The sequence below is a fragment of the Citromicrobium bathyomarinum genome, from assembly GCA_001306305.2.
GTDB lineage: Bacteria > Pseudomonadota > Alphaproteobacteria > Sphingomonadales > Sphingomonadaceae > Alteriqipengyuania > Alteriqipengyuania bathyomarina.
Map to the genome: position 1 here is coordinate 1093971 of CP155577.1, position 16117 is coordinate 1110087.

18 protein-coding genes are annotated in these 16117 nt (G+C 66.1%); 15 read left to right on the plus strand and 3 right to left on the minus strand.

Annotated features, from left to right (window positions below):
* Nucleotides 1-6 precede the first annotated feature (6 nt).
* From bchL to VO57_005655, 11 genes are all read left to right on the plus strand, one after another.
* Nucleotides 7-894, plus strand: a complete 888-nt coding sequence (gene bchL / locus VO57_005605) for a ferredoxin:protochlorophyllide reductase (ATP-dependent) iron-sulfur ATP-binding protein (protein XBL70815.1) — start codon at nucleotides 7-9, stop codon at nucleotides 892-894.
* Nucleotides 894-1616: a magnesium protoporphyrin IX methyltransferase gene (bchM, locus tag VO57_005610; protein ID XBL70816.1), complete on the plus strand. Its 723-nt coding sequence runs from the start codon at nucleotides 894-896 to the stop codon at nucleotides 1614-1616. The genes bchL and bchM overlap by 1 nt, the downstream gene beginning before the upstream one ends.
* 35 nt (nucleotides 1617-1651) lie before the next feature.
* On the plus strand, nucleotides 1652-3040 hold the full coding sequence (locus tag VO57_005615; GenBank protein XBL70817.1) for a BCD family MFS transporter: 1389 nt from the start codon (nucleotides 1652-1654) through the stop codon (nucleotides 3038-3040).
* A 22-nt stretch (nucleotides 3041-3062) separates the two neighbouring features.
* On the plus strand, nucleotides 3063-3836 hold the full coding sequence (gene puhA / locus VO57_005620) for a photosynthetic reaction center subunit H (GenBank protein ID XBL70818.1): 774 nt from the start codon (nucleotides 3063-3065) through the stop codon (nucleotides 3834-3836).
* Complete coding sequence (gene puhB, locus VO57_005625) at nucleotides 3833-4471, plus strand: photosynthetic complex putative assembly protein PuhB (protein XBL70819.1); 639 nt, start codon at nucleotides 3833-3835, stop codon at nucleotides 4469-4471. The genes puhA and puhB overlap by 4 nt, the downstream gene beginning before the upstream one ends.
* Nucleotides 4468-4944 (plus strand): photosynthetic complex assembly protein PuhC, encoded by a 477-nt coding sequence (gene puhC, locus VO57_005630; protein XBL70820.1) that lies wholly within the window; start codon nucleotides 4468-4470, stop codon nucleotides 4942-4944. Before puhB ends, puhC begins: the two co-directional genes overlap by 4 nt.
* Complete coding sequence (locus VO57_005635) at nucleotides 4944-5231, plus strand: hypothetical protein (protein XBL70821.1); 288 nt, start codon at nucleotides 4944-4946, stop codon at nucleotides 5229-5231. Before puhC ends, VO57_005635 begins: the two co-directional genes overlap by 1 nt.
* On the plus strand, nucleotides 5228-6289 hold the full coding sequence (gene acsF / locus VO57_005640) for a magnesium-protoporphyrin IX monomethyl ester (oxidative) cyclase (protein ID XBL70822.1): 1062 nt from the start codon (nucleotides 5228-5230) through the stop codon (nucleotides 6287-6289). Before VO57_005635 ends, acsF begins: the two co-directional genes overlap by 4 nt.
* Nucleotides 6283-7083 carry a putative photosynthetic complex assembly protein PuhE gene (puhE, locus tag VO57_005645; GenBank protein XBL70823.1) on the plus strand — a complete coding sequence of 267 codons (801 nt, stop codon included), beginning with the start codon at nucleotides 6283-6285 and terminating at the stop codon, nucleotides 7081-7083. The genes acsF and puhE overlap by 7 nt, the downstream gene beginning before the upstream one ends.
* A gap of 23 nt (nucleotides 7084-7106) precedes the next feature.
* A complete protein-coding gene (gene hemA / locus VO57_005650; GenBank protein ID XBL70824.1) occupies nucleotides 7107-8327 on the plus strand; it encodes a 5-aminolevulinate synthase in 1221 nt (406 codons plus the stop codon).
* A gap of 84 nt (nucleotides 8328-8411) precedes the next feature.
* Nucleotides 8412-8633 carry a hypothetical protein gene (locus tag VO57_005655; protein ID XBL70825.1) on the plus strand — a complete coding sequence of 74 codons (222 nt, stop codon included), beginning with the start codon at nucleotides 8412-8414 and terminating at the stop codon, nucleotides 8631-8633.
* A gap of 107 nt (nucleotides 8634-8740) precedes the next feature.
* On the opposite strand, the gene VO57_005660 is transcribed toward VO57_005655, so the two are convergent.
* From VO57_005660 to VO57_005670, 3 genes are all read right to left on the minus strand, one after another.
* Nucleotides 8741-9229, minus strand: coding sequence for a cytochrome c family protein (locus VO57_005660; GenBank protein ID XBL70826.1), 489 nt, complete (start codon nucleotides 9227-9229; stop codon nucleotides 8741-8743).
* 54 nt (nucleotides 9230-9283) lie between these two features.
* The gene (locus tag VO57_005665) at nucleotides 9284-10585 is read right to left on the minus strand and encodes a DUF3422 domain-containing protein (protein ID XBL70827.1); all 1302 of its coding nucleotides are present in this window, start codon (nucleotides 10583-10585) and stop codon (nucleotides 9284-9286) included.
* 99 nt (nucleotides 10586-10684) lie between these two features.
* Nucleotides 10685-12115 carry an NAD-dependent succinate-semialdehyde dehydrogenase gene (locus VO57_005670; GenBank protein XBL70828.1) on the minus strand — a complete coding sequence of 477 codons (1431 nt, stop codon included), beginning with the start codon at nucleotides 12113-12115 and terminating at the stop codon, nucleotides 10685-10687.
* 99 nt (nucleotides 12116-12214) lie between these two features.
* Here VO57_005670 and VO57_005675 point away from each other — a divergent pair, with 99 nt between their 5' ends.
* The 4 genes from VO57_005675 (at nucleotide 12215) to VO57_005690 (ending at nucleotide 16108) form a co-directional block, all read left to right on the plus strand.
* A complete protein-coding gene (locus VO57_005675) occupies nucleotides 12215-12595 on the plus strand; it encodes a hypothetical protein (protein XBL70829.1) in 381 nt (126 codons plus the stop codon).
* 82 nt (nucleotides 12596-12677) lie between these two features.
* Complete coding sequence (locus VO57_005680; GenBank protein XBL70830.1) at nucleotides 12678-13349, plus strand: glutathione S-transferase family protein; 672 nt, start codon at nucleotides 12678-12680, stop codon at nucleotides 13347-13349.
* A gap of 54 nt (nucleotides 13350-13403) precedes the next feature.
* Nucleotides 13404-13820 (plus strand): peptide-methionine (R)-S-oxide reductase MsrB, encoded by a 417-nt coding sequence (gene msrB, locus VO57_005685; GenBank protein ID XBL70831.1) that lies wholly within the window; start codon nucleotides 13404-13406, stop codon nucleotides 13818-13820.
* 206 nt (nucleotides 13821-14026) lie between these two features.
* Nucleotides 14027-16108 carry a PBP1A family penicillin-binding protein gene (locus VO57_005690; GenBank protein ID XBL71296.1) on the plus strand — a complete coding sequence of 694 codons (2082 nt, stop codon included), beginning with the start codon at nucleotides 14027-14029 and terminating at the stop codon, nucleotides 16106-16108.
* Nucleotides 16109-16117 lie beyond the last annotated feature (9 nt).

Sequence of the window (16117 nt, forward strand, 5' to 3'; positions counted from 1 at the left end):
AACGTGATGCTAGACGCCGCGACACAGGCACCGCCGGATGGCGACGGTTCAGTCCAGGTCCAGCTCGACCCGAGCGACAAGATCAAGGGCGCGAAGGTCTTCGCGGTCTACGGCAAGGGTGGGATCGGCAAGTCGACGACCTCGTCCAACCTCTCCGCCGCGTTTTCCAAGCTCGGCCACCGGGTGCTGCAGATCGGCTGCGATCCCAAGCACGACAGCACCTTCACGCTAACCAAGAAGCTGATGCCGACGGTGATCGATGCGCTGGAGCAGGTCGAGTTCCACAGCGAGGAACTGCGGACCGAGGACTTCATGTTCGAAGGATACAACGGCGTGATGTGCGTCGAGGCGGGCGGGCCGCCTGCGGGCACGGGCTGCGGCGGCTATGTGGTCGGGCAGACGGTGAAGCTGCTGAAACAGCACCACCTGCTCGAAGACACCGACGTCGTCATCTTCGACGTGCTGGGCGACGTGGTGTGCGGCGGGTTCGCCGCGCCGCTGCAACATGCCGAGCGTGCGCTGGTGGTAGCCGCCAACGATTTCGACAGCATCTTCGCGATGAACCGGATCGTCGCCGCGATCGGCGCGAAGGCCAAGAACTACGATGTTCGCCTCGCCGGGGTGGTCGCCAATCGTAGCCGCGAGACCGACGAGATCGACCGCTTCTGCGACGAGATCGGGATGCAGCGGCTGGCGCATTTTCAGGATCTCGACGCGATCCGCCGCAGCCGCCTGAAGAAGTGCACTTTGTTCGAGATGGAGGAGTGCCCCGAGGTGCTCGCCGCGCAGCTCGAATATATCCGTCTCGCGCAACTGCTGTGGGATGGGGTCGACCCTTCCGAAGCGACCGCGATGAAGGACCGCGATATCTTCGATTTTCTGGGGTTCGAGTAATGGCAAGTCATGCAATTCAGCAGGGAGGGGCGACCCCCTACGATCTCAACCGCGATCGGCTGGCGACCTACTTCGACAGCACCGCGCAGAAGGCGTGGATCGACCTGACGTCGGACGCGCCAGTCAGCGGGATTCGCGCGACCGTGCGGGCGGGGCGCGATGCGATGCGCCAAACCCTGCTGTCGTGGTTGCCGCAAGACCTGCGGCGCACCCGCGTGCTCGATGCCGGGTGCGGCACCGGTGCCTTGAGTGTCGAAGCGGCGTTCCGCGGCGCGGAAATGACCGCGGTGGACGTTGCCGCGGGGCTGGTCGAAGTGGCACGGCGGCGCGAGCCCTCGTTCCTCGGCCATGGCAGGATCGCTTGGCGCGCGGGGGACATGCTCGACCCTGCACTGGGCGAATTCGCGCATGTCGTGGCGATGGATTCGCTGATCCACTACCGCGAGGCGGATCTGGTCGCGGCGCTGGCCGAGCTGGGTGAGCGGACCTCGCACTCGATGCTGTTCACCTTCGTGCCGCGGACGCCGCTGCTGTTCGCGATGTACCAGGCGGGCAAGCTGTTCCCGCGCAGCGACCGGTCGCCCCGGCTGGTCCCGATCCTGGAAGACAGGTTGCTCGCACAGCTGGAAAGCCACCTGCCCGACTGGCGCGTGGCTCGCAGCGAGCGGGTTTCCAGCGGGTTCTACATCAGCCACGCGATCGAACTGGTCCGCCGCGGATGAGCCAGAGCGCGCCTCTTGCTGCCAAATGGATGCAGGTGGCCACGGCGTGGCTGCCCTTCGCCGATGCGGCGAGTGCGGAGCTGCCGCTGTCGCGCCTTTTGCGGCTGGCGCTGTTTCAGGTGAGCGTGGGGATGGCAGCGGTGCTGCTGACCGGCACGCTCAACCGGGTGATGATCGTCGAGCTGTCGATCCCCGCCGGGCTGGTCGCCACGATCATCGCGATCCCGCTGCTGGTGGCACCCCTGCGCGCGCTGATCGGCCACAAGTCGGACACGCATCGCTCGGTGCTCGGCTGGCGGCGGGTGCCCTATATCTGGCTGGGGACGCTGATGCAGTTCGGTGGCCTGGCGATCATGCCCTTCGCGCTGCTGCTGATGTCCGACCCCGATCATGTCCGGCTGGGGATCGCCTTCAGCGCCATCGCCTTTTTGCTCACCGGGCTGGGGCTGCACACCACGCAGACCGCCGGGCTGGCACTGGCGACCGATCTTGCCCCGCAGGACAAGCGCCCACGCGCGGTCGCGCTGCTTTACGTCATGCTGCTCGCGGGCACGATGCTGGCCGCGCTGGCGATCGGATCGCTGCTGGTCGATTTCTCGCCCACGCGGCTGGTGCAGGTGATTCAGGGAGCCGCCGCGCTGACGCTGGTGCTCAATCTGGTGGCACTGTGGAAGCAGGAGCCGCGCGGCTCCTCGCGCATGCCCTCTGACCCCGAAGGGCCGAGCTTTGCGACGCTGTGGCGTGCATTCGTCGCGGAAGAGCGCACCGCACGCCTGCTCGCCGCGATCGGCATCGGTGCGGCGGCCTTCGCGATGCAGGACGCGCTGCTGGAGCCCTATGGGGGCGAGATTCTGGGCCTGTCGGTCGGCAGCACGACAATGCTGACCGGGGCATGGGCTGCGGGCGCGCTGGCGGGTTTCTGCCTTGCCGGGCGCAGCCTGTCGCACGGAGGCGATCCGCTGCGGCTGGCGGGCACTGGTCTGGTCGCCGGGATCGCCGCATTCCTGCTGGTGCTGTTCGCCGCGCCCTTCGCCTCGATCCTGCTGCTCTATGCCGGAGCCTTCGCGATCGGGCTTGGTCTCGGCCTGTTTTCGGTCGGCACGCTGACCGAAACCATGGTTCGCGCGCGGGGCGAAGGCGCAGGCCTTGCGCTGGGCGCATGGGGCGCGGTGCAGGCGAGCTGTGCGGGCCTTGCGATCGCGATCGGCGGGGCCTTGCGCGATGCGCTGTCGCACACCGCGTCTGCCGGCGGATTGTCGGGCGCGCTCAACACGCCTGCTGCCGGTTATGCCGGGGTCTATATCATCGAAATCATGCTCTTGCTGGCCGCGCTCGTGGCGCTCGGCCCGCTTATCGCGCGGCGTCGCGCCGACAGCCCGCAGCCCATCGCGGGCCCCTTCGGCCTGTGCGAGTTCCCGACATGATGGCCACCCAAGGAGAATCCCAATGAGCGACCCGACAATCGTGGGTTCGATCGACATCGCGGAGCTGGTATTTCTGGCCTTCGTGCTGTTCTTCATCGGCCTGATTTTCTACCTGCGGCGCGAAGACCGGCGCGAGGGATATCCGCTGGAGGACGAGAGCACCGGCCTGGTGGAATCGTCCGGCGGCGCGCTTAGCCGAGCACCTACCAAGACCTTCATCCTGCCGCACGGCCGGGGCACGGTAACCGCCCCGACCGGGGGACGCGACAGCTTCGACGTGGCCGCGGTGCGCAGCTTTGCCGCCTCCGGCGCGCCCTATATCCCGACCGGCAATCCGCTGATCGACGGCCTTGGGCCGGCATCCTGGGCGAACCGCAAGGATCTGCCGGATCTGGCGGCGGATGGTCGCCCGCGGATCGTGCCGCTGAGCCTCGACGCACACATCGCGATCGCCGCACGCGATCCCAATCCGATCGGGATGAGCGTCATCGGGGCGGATGGGAAGGTCGCAGGCACGGTCAGCGAAGTGTGGATCGACCGCGCCGAGCATGTGATCCGTTATCTCTCGGTCGACCTCAGCATGGGCAGGACCGTGCTCGCGCCCATGGCGATGGCGCTGGTGCGCGGACGGCAGGGCCGGATCGTGATAGATGCGCTGACTGCCGATCAGTTCACGGGCGCTCCTGTTCCCGCAGCGCCGGACCAGATCACTTTCTATGAGGAAGAGCGGATCGTCGCCTATTTCGGCGGCGGCTATCTCTACGCCACGCCCGAGCGGCAGGAGCCTGCGTTGTGACGGCACGCAAATCTCCTTCGCTCAGTCCGACGCAGATCGACGTGCTGTGGCATCCGCAGGCGGACGAGACGGTGCTGTGGCGGGGCCGGCCCGATCCCATGGTGCTTGCCCGCAGCGCGTTCCACACTCCGCTGGTGGCAGGCTATTTCGCGCTGCTCGCCCTGATCGCCGTCGCGATGGGCAGCGGACCGGGCGGTATTGCGACCACGCTCGCCGCAGGCGCGGCGGTGCTCGCGATCCTTTATGCGACGGCCTTCGCCTCGGCGCGCACCACCCGGTATATCCTGACCGACCGGCGGGTGATCCTGCATATCGGGATCGCGATCGAGAAGACGGTCAATATCCCGCTGAAGCAGATCGGTGCCGCGCATCTGAGCGAGCGGGGCAAGGGCTTCGGGGAGATCGCGCTGGAGCCGAATGGAGAGCGTACGCTCGGCTACCTGCTGCTGTGGCCGCATGCGCGCCCGTGGCGCTTCGCCAAGCCGCAGCCGATGCTGCGCGCGCTGCCGGGGGCGGCCGATGTCGCCGAGCAGCTGGCCCGCGCGGTCGCGGCGCATGAGGCGATCGAACGCGGACAGGCGCAGGAGCGACCTGCACAGGCGCGCACGCCTGCGATGGAGGGCGCGCTGGCATGAGCCTGCATCACGATCACGCCGAACCCTCTCCCAAGGCGCCGCTGCTGGTGATCGCTGCGATTGCCGCGCTGTCGCTCGCGCTGGCGGCATCGGCCAGCTTCGGTCTGGTCGAGCGCGACGCGGTGCCCAATGTGTCGCGCGCCGCTGCCGGGACCCAGGCCAACGCGATCCGCAGCCTGACCTTTGCCGACGCACCCGATGGTGCGGTGCTGATCGACGACGGCACGACAGGCGAGCGGATCGTGCGGGTCGAGCCGGGCACCGGCGGCTTCATCCGCTCCACCGTGCGCAGCCTCGTCCATATCCGTCGCAGCCAGGGCATTTCCGCGCGCACGCCCTTCACCCTGACGCGGTGGGACGACGGCTCGCTCACGCTGAGCGATCCCGCGACCGGCCGCGCGCTCGAACTGGGCGGGTTCGGCGACGATAACCGCGCGGTGTTCGCCGCGCTGCTGCCAGAGGAGGCCGCGTAATGGCGCGTCAGACCTTCGAGATTTCGTGCCGCATCCTGGTCGAGCAAAGCTCCGAGCATTTTCACGCGCATGTCGAACTGCCGGAGACGGTGGCGATGGAGGCGGGCGACAGGGTCCGCGTGCAGGGCGATCCGATCTCGATCCCCTTTGGCAGCCGCGAGGTGTTCGAGCGCACCGCGACCGTGACCCGTGCAGGGCCGGTCATGCGCAACCTCACCCGTATCGCGGCCTATTTCGACCTCGCCGAACTCTACGAGGTCAGCTTCAACGCCGGGAGGATCAAATGAACGCCTACAAGCCGATGACCAGCGAAGAGGCGATGGCTCTCGCCACGCAGGACACGATCCTGACCCCGCGGTTCTACACCACCGATTTCGACGCGCTCGATGCGATCGACGTGTCGCCGGTACGCGATGAGTGGGACGCGCTGATCGAAGAGATGATAGGCGATCCCAACAAGACCCACTTCAAGCACAATGACAGCTTCACCGGCGTGATCGAGAACCTGCCGCCCGCGCTGCGCAAGGAGTTCACCGATTTCCTCGTCAGCTCGATGACCTCGGAATTTTCCGGCTGCGTGCTCTATGCCGAGATCGCCAAGCGGACGAAGAACCCCGACGTGAAGCAGCTGTTCAAACTGCTCGCCCGCGACGAGAGCCGCCACGCGGGCTTCATCAACGAAAGCCTGAAGGATGCGGGGATCGGCGTCGATCTGGGCTTCCTGACGAAGACCAAGAAATACACCTTCTTCAAACCGAAGTTCATTTTCTACGCGGTCTATCTGTCGGAGAAGATCGGCTACGCGCGCTACATCACGATCTACCGGCATCTGGCCGCGAACCCGCAGCACAAGTTCCACCCGATCTTCGACTGGTTCGAGGAGTGGTGCAACGACGAGTTCCGCCATGGCGAGGCCTTCGCCATGCTGTTGCGGTCCGATCCCAAGCTGCTGCAGGGCAAGAACAAGCTGTGGATCCGCTTCTTCCTGCTGTCGGTCTACGCGACCATGTTCGTGCGCGATCACAACCGCCCGGTGTTTCACGAGGCGCTGGGCGTCGATCCGACCGAGTATGATTACGAGGTCTTCTCGGTCTGCAACCAGATCGCCCGGCAGGTCTTCCCGGTGGAGCTGGAGACGGACGATCCCGCCTTCCGCGCCAAGATGGCCCGGTTGCGCCGCGCGGCAGACCGGATCGATGCGGGCAAGGCCGAGGGTGGCATCGGCGGTCTGCTGAAGCGTGCAAGCGGCATGGCCGGGGCGGGCGCTGCCTTTGCCAGCATGTATTTCCACCGCACGCGGACCAATGAACTGCCGCAGAGCGTCAGGCTGCAACCGGCATGGTGAGCTTTACCGGCCATGTCCTGCCGGTGCTGGCGACCATCGCGGTGTGGTTCTTTGCCACCGGGCTGATCGCCTGGGCGGCGAATGCCCCGCGCGAAGCCCACGGCCGCAGCCTGGCATGGGCAGGCATCGCGGCTGCGGTGGGCATGCTGTGCGTGATCGGCTCGGCGCAGATGACCGGTGCGGGCGGGGCGTATCTCGGCTTCGCGGGCGCGATGGCGATCTGGGGGTGGCATGAATTCGCCTTCCTGACCGGCGGCGTCACCGGCCCCCGGCGCGAGCCATGCCCCGAGGGCGCACAGGGCATCGTGCGCTTCGCAAAGGCGAGCGCGGCGGTGCTGCATCACGAGATCGCGCTGGCGGCGACCGCAGCGATCCTGATCGCGCTGTGCTGGGGCCAACCCAATCCGATCGGCGCGCAGGTCTTCGTATTGCTGTTCGCGCTGCGGCTGGTCGCCAAGCTGAACCTGTTTGCGGGCGTGCCCAATGCCAGCACCGATATCCTGCCGCGCCACCTGGCCTATCTGACCAGCTATTTCGGCCCCAACCGCTTCACCGCGCTGCTCGCCCTGAGCATTGCGGGCACGCTGGTGCTGGCCGGCTGGCTGGGCGCGATCGCTGCGGAGACGACAGGCCCGGGTGCCTCGGTTGCGGCGAGCCTGCTGTTTGCGATGGCGGCGCTGGGCGCACTCGAACACCTGTTTTTTGCCCTGCCGTTGCGCGATGGCGCATTGTGGGGATGGGCTATTGCCGCGCGCGACAAGCGGGCGCACGCGAACGCGATGAGGGGTCTATAATGCACGAGACGGAGATTTCCCCGATGGACTATAATGCCTTCTTCAAGGACGAGCTCGATGGCGTGCGCGAAGAGGGGCGTTATCGTGTGTTCACCGACATCAAGCGCCATCGTGGTGCCTTCCCGCAGGCGACCCGCTTCATCGGCGACGAGACGCAGCCCGTCACCGTGTGGTGTTCCAACGATTACCTGGGCATGGGCCAGCATCCGGTGGTGGTCGACGCGATGCATGCCGCGCTGGATGAATGCGGCGCGGGTGCGGGCGGCACGCGCAATATCTCGGGCACCAACCACTATCATGTCGAGCTGGAACGCGAGCTTGCGGACCTGCACGGCAAGGAAGCGGCGCTGCTGTTCACCAGCGGCTATGTCTCCAACTGGGCGGGGCTGGGCACGCTGGCGGCGAAGATCCCGGGCTGCGTCGTCTTTTCCGACGCGCTCAACCATGCGAGCATGATCGAGGGCATTCGTCACAGCCGTGCGCCGTACAAGATCTGGTCGCACAACGACGTCGAGGATCTCGACCGCAAGCTGTCGGACTACGGACCGGACGTCCCCAAGCTGGTCGCGTTCGAAAGCGTCTATTCGATGGATGGCGACATCGCGCCGATCGCCGATATTCTCGACGTGTGCGAACGCCATGGCGCGATGAGCTATATCGACGAGGTTCACGGCGTCGGCCTCTACGGCCCGCGCGGCGGCGGGGTCGCCGAACGCGAAGGGCTGATGGATCGGATCACCGTCATCGAAGGGACGCTGGGCAAGGCGTTCGGCGTGATGGGCGGCTATATCGCCGCGAGCGCCGACCTGATCGATTATGTCCGCACCTTTGCCAGCGGGTTCATCTTCTCCACCGCGCTGCCCCCCGCCGTGGCGGCGGGTGCGGCGGCGAGCATTCGTCACCTCAAGGCGAGCGAGATGGAACGCGCGCGGCACAAGGACCGGGTGGCGCAGGTGCGGCGGCGGCTGGATGCGATCGGCATCCCGCATCTCGACAATCCGAGCCACATCATCCCGGTGATGGTCGGCGATGCCAAGAAGTGTAAAATGATCAGCGACTGGCTGATGGACAACCACGGCATCTACGTGCAGCCGATCAATTACCCGACCGTGCCGGTGGGGACCGAGCGGCTGCGGATCACCCCGTCTCCGGTGCACACCGATGGCGATATCGGGCGGTTGATCGACGCGCTGAGCGAGATCTGGTCGCAGTGCGAACTGGCGCGGATGGACGCGGTCGCCTGATGGCACAGGCGCGCGTCCGGAACTAAATGCTGCACTAACCCGTTGAAAGAAAAGGGGCTGGAGGGAGAAAGCGAGAAATCCCTCATGTCCGTTTCAAACATGCCGTTGCTGGCGGTGGCCGCACCGCTCAACATCATGACGCTGCTGATCGTGCTCGCGATCATCGCGGTGGTGTTCTTTCTCTTCATTCGCAAGCGGTCCAACCGCCATCCGATGGACACGCCCGAGGGCAAGGCTGCCGAAGAGATGCGCCGCCGCGAAGCGGAAGAAGAGCGGCGCGAGGAGGGGCGGCCGAAGGTCGACTGAGGTCGAGCGGGGCTGACGCCGAGATCGGAAACTCCCCCAAGACAAAGAAAAGGGCGCCGCCGCATATCGCGGCAGCGCCCTTTCTGTGTCGATTGTGAAATCCGGTCTTACGACTGGGTTTCAAGATAGGCGATCACGTCCGCGCGCTTCTGCGGGTCCTTGATGCCCGGGAAGATCATCTTCGTGCCAGGAATGGTCGCCTGCGGATCGGCGAGGTAGACGAACAGTTCTTCCGGCGTCCAGGTGATGCCGCTGTTCTTGTTCGCGTCGGTGTAGTTGAAGTCTGCGACCGTACCGGCTTCGCGGCCGACAACGCCGTGCAGCGACGGGCCGGTCTTGTTCACGCCCGCTTCGACCGAGTGGCAGGTGGTGCAGACCGCGAACGCCTTTTCACCAGCGGCGGGATCGCCGGTCAGGCTGGCGAATTCGACGTCGGCTGCAGGGGCAGCAGTGTCGGCGGCCGCAGTGGTCGCAGGCGCCTCGGTGGTGGTGGTCGCCGGAGCAGCCGGTTCTTCGTCGGCGCGGCTATTACAGCCAGCGGAGACAAGCAGGCACGCCAGAGCCATGCTGCCGACAAAACCATGAGATTTCTGCATTTAATTATCTCCTCACCTGAACCAACTCACTTAACAGACTCGGTATAAACCCTTTCAGTCGTCATTCAAAGGACGACCTTTATCTGAACGAGCGGCGGCGTTTTCGGTTTCCTTGATGAAACGATGGCGGATGCGCGAGACGAGCAGAAAGATCGTCAGGATCACGACCGGGGCGATCAGCGCGATCGCCACATCGACTTCGTGCCCTTCCTCGCCGAAGCCGACCGCGCCCTTGGCCATGTAGGCGATCAGCGCGACCGCGTAGTAGCTGGCGGCGATCACCGACAGCGCCTCGACCAGGTTCTGCAGCCGCAGCTGCAGGTTGAAGCTGCTTTCCATCGACCGCAGCAGTTCGAGGTTCTGCGCCTTGATCCGCGTATCGATCCGCGTGTTGAGCAGCGCGATCACATCGCCGCTGCGTTCCGACAGGCGCCGCAGGCGGTTGACGAAGGTCTCGATCGTGCGCGTCGCGGGGACCAGCCTGCGTTCGGTGAAATCGGTCAGGCTCTGGTACCCGTCGATCGGCTGGACATCGAGCGCGTCGAGCCGGTCGGCGGCGATCTGGGCATAGGCCTGGCTGGCACTGGTGCGATAGGAGTTTTCCGCCCGGATCTGCGCCAGCTCGGCAGAGACCTGCGAGAGGTCGTGCAGCAGCCGCTCGTCCCCGCCTTCCGCTTCATTGACCAGCGCCTGCGCATGGGCGGCGAGCCGCTCTTCCAGCGCGTTCAGTTCAGGCATCAGCCGCTGCACGCGCGGCAGGCCGACCAGCGCGAGATTGCGGTAATTGCCGAGCTCCTGCAGCCGCTGGACGATCCGTCCGAGATCGTCGGGCTGGCGCCCGGGCGCAGAGACCAGCAGGCGGCCATAGCCATCGTCACGAATGCGGAAATCGGACCACACGCGCACGCCCGAACACACGTGGCACGATACCAGGTCCGCGTCTTCGAAGCTCATTTCGGGGAGCAGCGCCTCTGCCTCTGCCTCGCCCGGTTCGACGAAGACCCTGGTCGCGCGCAGGACCGATCCGGGCCACGCGCCGAACCATTCGGTCAGCGGCGCCATCGCGTCCTGCCCTTCGCGCGGGCCAATCAGGGTGATGGTGGTCGCTTCCGTGTGGCGTTCCCACAGAACGGTCAGGTCGCCCGAGAAATGGAGCACCGCGTGGCGGCTTTCCTGTTCGATTGAAAGCGGCTTGAGCGGCAGCGAGGAAAGGTGGCGCTGTTCCTCCCCGCGACGATCCTCGGCGATCAGGTAGACCATCTGCACGATGCGCGCGGGGGCATGGACCGGGGCAAAGCGGCGCAGGTGCATCTCGTGCACCAGTTCACGCCGCAAGGGATGCTCCGTGAAGGCCATGGCGTGCAATACACCAAACCGGCCAATTCAGGAAGCGGAACGAAATACGGCCCGCAGGTCAAGAAAAAAAGGGGGCGATTGGCCCCCCTTTTCTCAAAATCAGCTTTCGTGGACGGTCTTGGGGACCATGCAGTGCATCACGCCTTCGGCGCCGTCTTCCTGCCCGTGGCCGGACCACTTGACCCCGCCGAAGGGCGCATCGACCGCGCTGACATTCGCGCCGTTGATCGCCAGCATCCCGGCCTCGACATCGGCGGCCAGGCGGCTGCGCAGCTTGGGATCGTTGGTCCATGCATAGGCGGCAAGGCCGTACGGCAGGCGGTTCGCCTCCTCGATGATCGCGTCGGCATTGGCCATCGGGTTGATCAGCGCGATCGGGCCGAACGGCTCTTCGTTCATGATGTCCGCATCGGTGGGCACTTCACTGAGCACGGTCGGTTCGAAGAAGAAGCCCTGGTTGCCGATCCGCTCGCCCCCGGCATCGACCTTCGCGCCCTTGTCCTTCGCATTGGCGATCTTCTTGGCGAGGCCTTCGGGCCCGCGATCATTGGCCATCGGGCCCATCCGCGTGGCATCGTCGAACCCGTTGCCCACGGTGATCGCTTTGGCCCGCTCGACGAAGCCGTCGCGGAAGGCGGGGAACAGGTCCTGTTCGACCAGGAAGCGGGTCGGGCTGACGCAGACCTGGCCTGCGTTGCGGTATGCCGCCCCGACCATCGTATCGAGCACGGTGTCGACGTCGCTGTCCTTGAACACCATGATCGGCGCATGGCCGCCCAGTTCCATGGTGGTGACCTTCATGTCGTCGGCCGCCAGCTTGGTCAGGTGCTTGCCCACGGCAGTCGAGCCGGTGAAGGTGACCTTGCGGATGATCGGGCTGGCGAGCAGGTGGCGGCTGACCTCGTCGGGCACGCCGAACACCACCTGGCAGACATCGCCCGGCACGCCCGCGTCGAGCAGCGCCTGCACCAGCGCGATGCCCGCCGCAGGGGTTTCCTCGGACGGCTTGACGATCACCGAGCAGCCCGCCGCGATCGCGCCGCCGATCTTGCGTGCGACATTGATCGCGGGGAAGTTCCACGCGGCAAAGCCGGCGACCGGGCCGACCGGCACGTAGATCACGCGCGCGCTCTGGCCGGTCGGGCGGACCAGTTCGCGCCCGTAGGTGCGCTTGCACTCGCCGGCATAGAATTCGAACAGCATCGCGCAGTAGATCACTTCGCCGATGGCTTCCTTGACCGGCTTGCCCTGTTCCTTGGTCAGCAGGGTGCCGATGTCCTTCGCGCGTTCGCGGAGCAGCTGGCCCGCCTTGGTCAGCACGGCAGCGCGCTTGTCCGCGCTTTCCTTGCGCCAGGCGTGGAAGCCCTTGTCCGCATTGGCGAGCGCGGAGTCGAGATCGTCGGTGGTCGCGGTGGGCAGGCTGCCGAGCACCTCGGCGGTTGCGGGGTCGATCACCTCGATCATGTCGCGGCCCCCGCCGGAAACTTTCTCGCCGCCGATCAGAAGGTGGAGATTGGAATGGTCGGACATGGCTCGGGGCTCCTCTTATAGCAACGGTTCGTCTTGTTTTCGTCCCGCTCCCCAGAAAGGGGCAGCGCTGCGTCGGGGCATCAGGTATAGGTCCGGGCCATGATCGCCAAGTTCCTTGCTCTCGTTTTTTTCGCGACCCAGGCCCCAGCCCAGCCCGCGCCACAGGACGCGCCTGCCGCCGACGCGCTGTCGCCGCTGCCGGCGGACCAGCAGGGCGCGATCCGCTGCTCCGCCGCGTTCGCGCTGGTTGCCGAGCGCCAGCGGCAGGGGGACGAGGCCGCGCTGGTCTACCCGCCGGTGGGGGAGCGGGGGCGCGAGTTCTTCGTGCGCACCGGCGCAAGGCTGATGGACGAGACGGGGATGACCCGCGAGGCGGTGGAGGCACGGCTGCGCGCGCAGGCCGGGGTGATCCTTGCAGAGGGCTCGCTCGACGAGATCATGCCCGCCTGTCTGATGCTGCTCGACGCATCGGGGCTTTAGCGCGGCGGGCTGAACTGCCGCTGCGCAAAGTTTCTTTTCAGCATCTGGATTTGCCGCCCCACATGGCCCATCTGCATCGGCCATGTGGACCATCCACCAATTCCCCCTGTGCCCGTTCAGCCGCAAGGTACGCATCCTGCTGCGCGAAAAGGGCGTGCCCTTCGCACTCCAGCGGCTCGACCCGTGGAAGGCGGCGGATGACTTTTTCGATATGAACCATGCGGGCCGCGTGCCCGTGGTGGAGGAAACCGAGAAAGGCATCGTGCTGAGCGATTCGACCGCGATCTGCGAATATTTCGAAGAGACGGTCGACAAGGCGCCGATGATCAACGGCTCCGCGCTCAACCGCGCCGAAATCCGCCGGCTGGTCGCGCTGTTCGAGGAAAACCTGTTCGGCGATGTGACCATGCCCATGCTGCACGAGCGGATGAAGAAGCGGCTCGTGCTGCGCGAGCCGCCCGACTCGCGGATCATCCGCGAGGCGATGAAGCTGGCCCACGCGCATCTCGACTATCTCGACTGGCTGCTCGACCACCGGGCGTGGCTCGCCGGGCCGCAGATGAGCCTGGCGGACATCACCGCCGCCGCGCAGCTTTCCGTGGCGGATTATCTGGGCGGGATCGACTGGAAGGACCACGAGCCGACGCGCGACTGGTACGCCGCGTTCAAGAGCCGCCCGAGCTTCGGCCCGCTGCTGGCGGACAAGATGGACGTGATCCAGCCGTCGGCACACTACGCCCAGCTCGACGACTGATACGAAACCCGCGCGCCGCGCAGGCGTTGGTCCGGCAAAAGGAGATTTCCCGATATGTCCGACAAGCTCGATCTGACCGAAGCAGAATGGCGCGAACGCCTGACCCCCGAACAGTTCCAGGTCCTGCGCGAAGGCGGGACGGAACGGGCCTTCACCGGCGCCTACGACAAGTTGAAGGACGAGGGCGAATATTACTGCGCGGGCTGCGGCTCGCTGGTGTTCCGCAGCGATGAGAAATACGACAGCGGTTCGGGCTGGCCCAGCTTCTATGCCCCGGCGGATGACGGCGCAGTCGAAACCGAGCAGGATACCTCGCACGGGATGACCCGGACCGAGGTGATGTGCGCCAAGTGCGACGGGCATCTGGGCCATGTCTTCCCCGATGGGCCCAAGCCCACGGGACTGCGCTATTGCATCAATTCCGCCGCACTCGAGTTCGAGGCGGCAGGCGATCCCCCGGTCGGGAGCTGAGTGGTTAATTGCGGCAAAAAAATGTCGTTCATTCGCCATTGAGCTTCGCCTATGCATAGCGGCGAACTTCACGGGCGCGCATGACGACGCGCCATAGGCTGGGACGACCCTGAATGGCGAGGAATACTACCGCACGCGGAGCGGGGCGACGCTTTCCCGGCGCACAGACGTGGGAAAAGACGCCCCGCTGGCTTCGCCTGACGCTGATGTGGGGCGCCGGGCTGGCCACGCTGGCGGTTGTCTTCCTGCTGCTCGCAGTCGCCTTTGCCGCCCGTTCGCTGCCGTCTTATCAAGAGCTCAAGGCGGCGCAGAACGCGCAGACCATCGTCGTGCGCGCGGCCGATGGCAGCGAGATCTTCGAACTCGGGCCGAGCTATGGCGAATGGCTCGACAGCGACGAGATTCCCGACGAGATGAAGCAGGCGATGGTCGCGGTGGAGGATCGGCGCTACTATTCGCATCCCGGGGTCGATCCGATCGGCCTCGCCCGTGCGCTGTATGTCGCGCTCACCGGTGACGGGCGGATCGCCGCGACCTCCACGATCACGCAGCAGCTTGCGCGCAACGTCTTCCTCAATTCCAACCGCACGCTCGACCGCAAACTGCGCGAGGGCGTGCTTGCGCTCGCGCTGGAGGCGAAGTTCAGCAAGGAGCAGATCCTCGAACTGTACCTCAACAAGGTCTATTTCGGCGGCGGCGCCTACGGTATCGATTCCGCCAGCCGCAAGTTCTTCAGCCACCCCGCGACCGAGCTTTCGACAGCGGAGGCGGCGATCATCGCCGGGCTGGTCAAGGCTCCGAGCCGCTATTCCCCCACCGCCGATGTCGACGCCGCCGTGGCGCGCGCGCAGGTCGTGCTGCGGCTGATGCGCGAACAGGGCCGGATCACCGCCGCGCAGGCGTCGGTCGATCCCTCTGCGGTGAAGCTGAAGAAGGATGTCGGCCAGAACTCGGTCCGCTATTTCACCGACTGGGCGCTGCCGCAGCTCGATCTGCTGCTGCCCAACACGATGGAGCCGATCGAGGTGTGGACCACGCTCGATACCGGGATGCAGCGCGCGGCCACCGCTGCGGTCAAGGCCAACGCCCCCAAGGGCACGCAGGGCGCGCTGGTATCGATGGACCGCGACGGCGCGATCCGCGCGCTGGTCGGCGGCACGGATTATGTGACCAGCAATTTCAACCGCGCGACCGTTGCCCAGCGGCAGCCGGGATCGGCGTGGAAGCTGTTCGTCTATCTCGCCGCGCTCGAATCCGGCTACCGCGCGGATGACACGGTGGTCGACGCGCCGATCACCATCGATGGCTGGAGCCCGAAGAATTACAACGGGCGCTACGCGGGCGAGATGACCCTGCGGCAGGGCTTCGCCTATTCGGTCAACACGATCGCCGCGCAGCTGGGCAACGAGGTCGGCTTCGGCACGGTTGCCTCTATGGCCCGCCGGTTCGGTATCGGCTCGGACATCTCCACCTACCCCTCGATGGTGCTGGGTACCTCCGAAGTCCGCCTGCTCGACATGACGCGCGCCTTCGCCTCGGTTTCGGATGGTGGCATGGCCGTGCAGCCCTATGGCATCGCCAAGGTGACCACCGCCGATGGGCAGACGCTGTACGAGCGCGAGCCGCCGCAACAGGTGCGGCTGGTGCCCGACTATGTCGCAAGCCAGATGACCGACCTGCTGCAGGCGGCGGTGCAGACCGGCACCGGTCGCGCGGCGCAGATCGGCCGCCCGGTCGCAGGCAAGACCGGCACCACCAGCTCCAACAAGGATGGCTATTTCGTCGGCTTTTCGTCCGGCCTGACCACCGGCGTGTGGATGGGGCGCGACGATAACAAGGCGGTCGCGGGCCTGTCCGGCGGGGCGGCACCGGCGAAGGCCTTTGCCGCCTTCATGCGGTTTGCAGTCAAGGATCGCCCGGTCGAACCCTTCGACACCGATACCGACCTGCCCGAATGGCAGGTCGAGCCGGACGAGGAATTCTACTACGGCGATCCGGAGGATTATTACTTCATCGACGAGCAGGGCAACCTGATCGAGCCGGGCCGCCGCCCGAGCGAAGAAGGCCCGGCGAGCGAGGGCGCGACCGAGCGTCCGCGGCAACCGGGCGAGGGTGCGGATGGCGAGCCGCAGGCGATCGACGACGATTTCCTCGACCGCGCGATCGGTGGCAACAACCAGGGCGGGCAGGGCAATCGCCAGCAGCCGCCCGCGCAGCAGCCCCCGCCTCAGCCGCGTCAGCAGCCCGAGCGCAACGAGCCGCCGCAGCAGCGCCAGCAGATCTACTAGGCGCAGCTA

Bases quoted from the DNA above. Each gene is read 5' to 3' on its own strand.
- VO57_005655 (XBL70825.1), top strand. From the start codon at position 8,412: ATGTCCGTTTCAAACATGCCGTTGCTGGCGGTGGCCGCACCGCTCAAC.
- acsF (XBL70822.1), top strand. From the start codon at position 5,228: ATGAACGCCTACAAGCCGATGACCAGCGAAGAGGCGATGGCTCTCGCC.
- VO57_005690 (XBL71296.1), top strand. From the start codon at position 14,027: ATGTGGGGCGCCGGGCTGGCCACGCTGGCGGTTGTCTTCCTGCTGCTC.
- puhE (XBL70823.1), top strand. From the start codon at position 6,283: ATGGTGAGCTTTACCGGCCATGTCCTGCCGGTGCTGGCGACCATCGCG.
- VO57_005680 (XBL70830.1), top strand. From the start codon at position 12,678: ATGTGGACCATCCACCAATTCCCCCTGTGCCCGTTCAGCCGCAAGGTA.
- VO57_005670 (XBL70828.1), bottom strand. From the start codon at position 12,115: ATGTCCGACCATTCCAATCTCCACCTTCTGATCGGCGGCGAGAAAGTT.
- puhA (XBL70818.1), top strand. From the start codon at position 3,063: ATGAGCGACCCGACAATCGTGGGTTCGATCGACATCGCGGAGCTGGTA.
- hemA (XBL70824.1), top strand. From the start codon at position 7,107: ATGGACTATAATGCCTTCTTCAAGGACGAGCTCGATGGCGTGCGCGAA.
- bchM (XBL70816.1), top strand. From the start codon at position 894: ATGGCAAGTCATGCAATTCAGCAGGGAGGGGCGACCCCCTACGATCTC.
- VO57_005635 (XBL70821.1), top strand. From the start codon at position 4,944: ATGGCGCGTCAGACCTTCGAGATTTCGTGCCGCATCCTGGTCGAGCAA.
- VO57_005665 (XBL70827.1), bottom strand. From the start codon at position 10,585: ATGGCCTTCACGGAGCATCCCTTGCGGCGTGAACTGGTGCACGAGATG.
- VO57_005675 (XBL70829.1), top strand. From the start codon at position 12,215: ATGATCGCCAAGTTCCTTGCTCTCGTTTTTTTCGCGACCCAGGCCCCA.
- puhC (XBL70820.1), top strand. From the start codon at position 4,468: ATGAGCCTGCATCACGATCACGCCGAACCCTCTCCCAAGGCGCCGCTG.
- VO57_005660 (XBL70826.1), bottom strand. From the start codon at position 9,229: ATGCAGAAATCTCATGGTTTTGTCGGCAGCATGGCTCTGGCGTGCCTG.
- msrB (XBL70831.1), top strand. From the start codon at position 13,404: ATGTCCGACAAGCTCGATCTGACCGAAGCAGAATGGCGCGAACGCCTG.
- bchL (XBL70815.1), top strand. From the start codon at position 7: ATGCTAGACGCCGCGACACAGGCACCGCCGGATGGCGACGGTTCAGTC.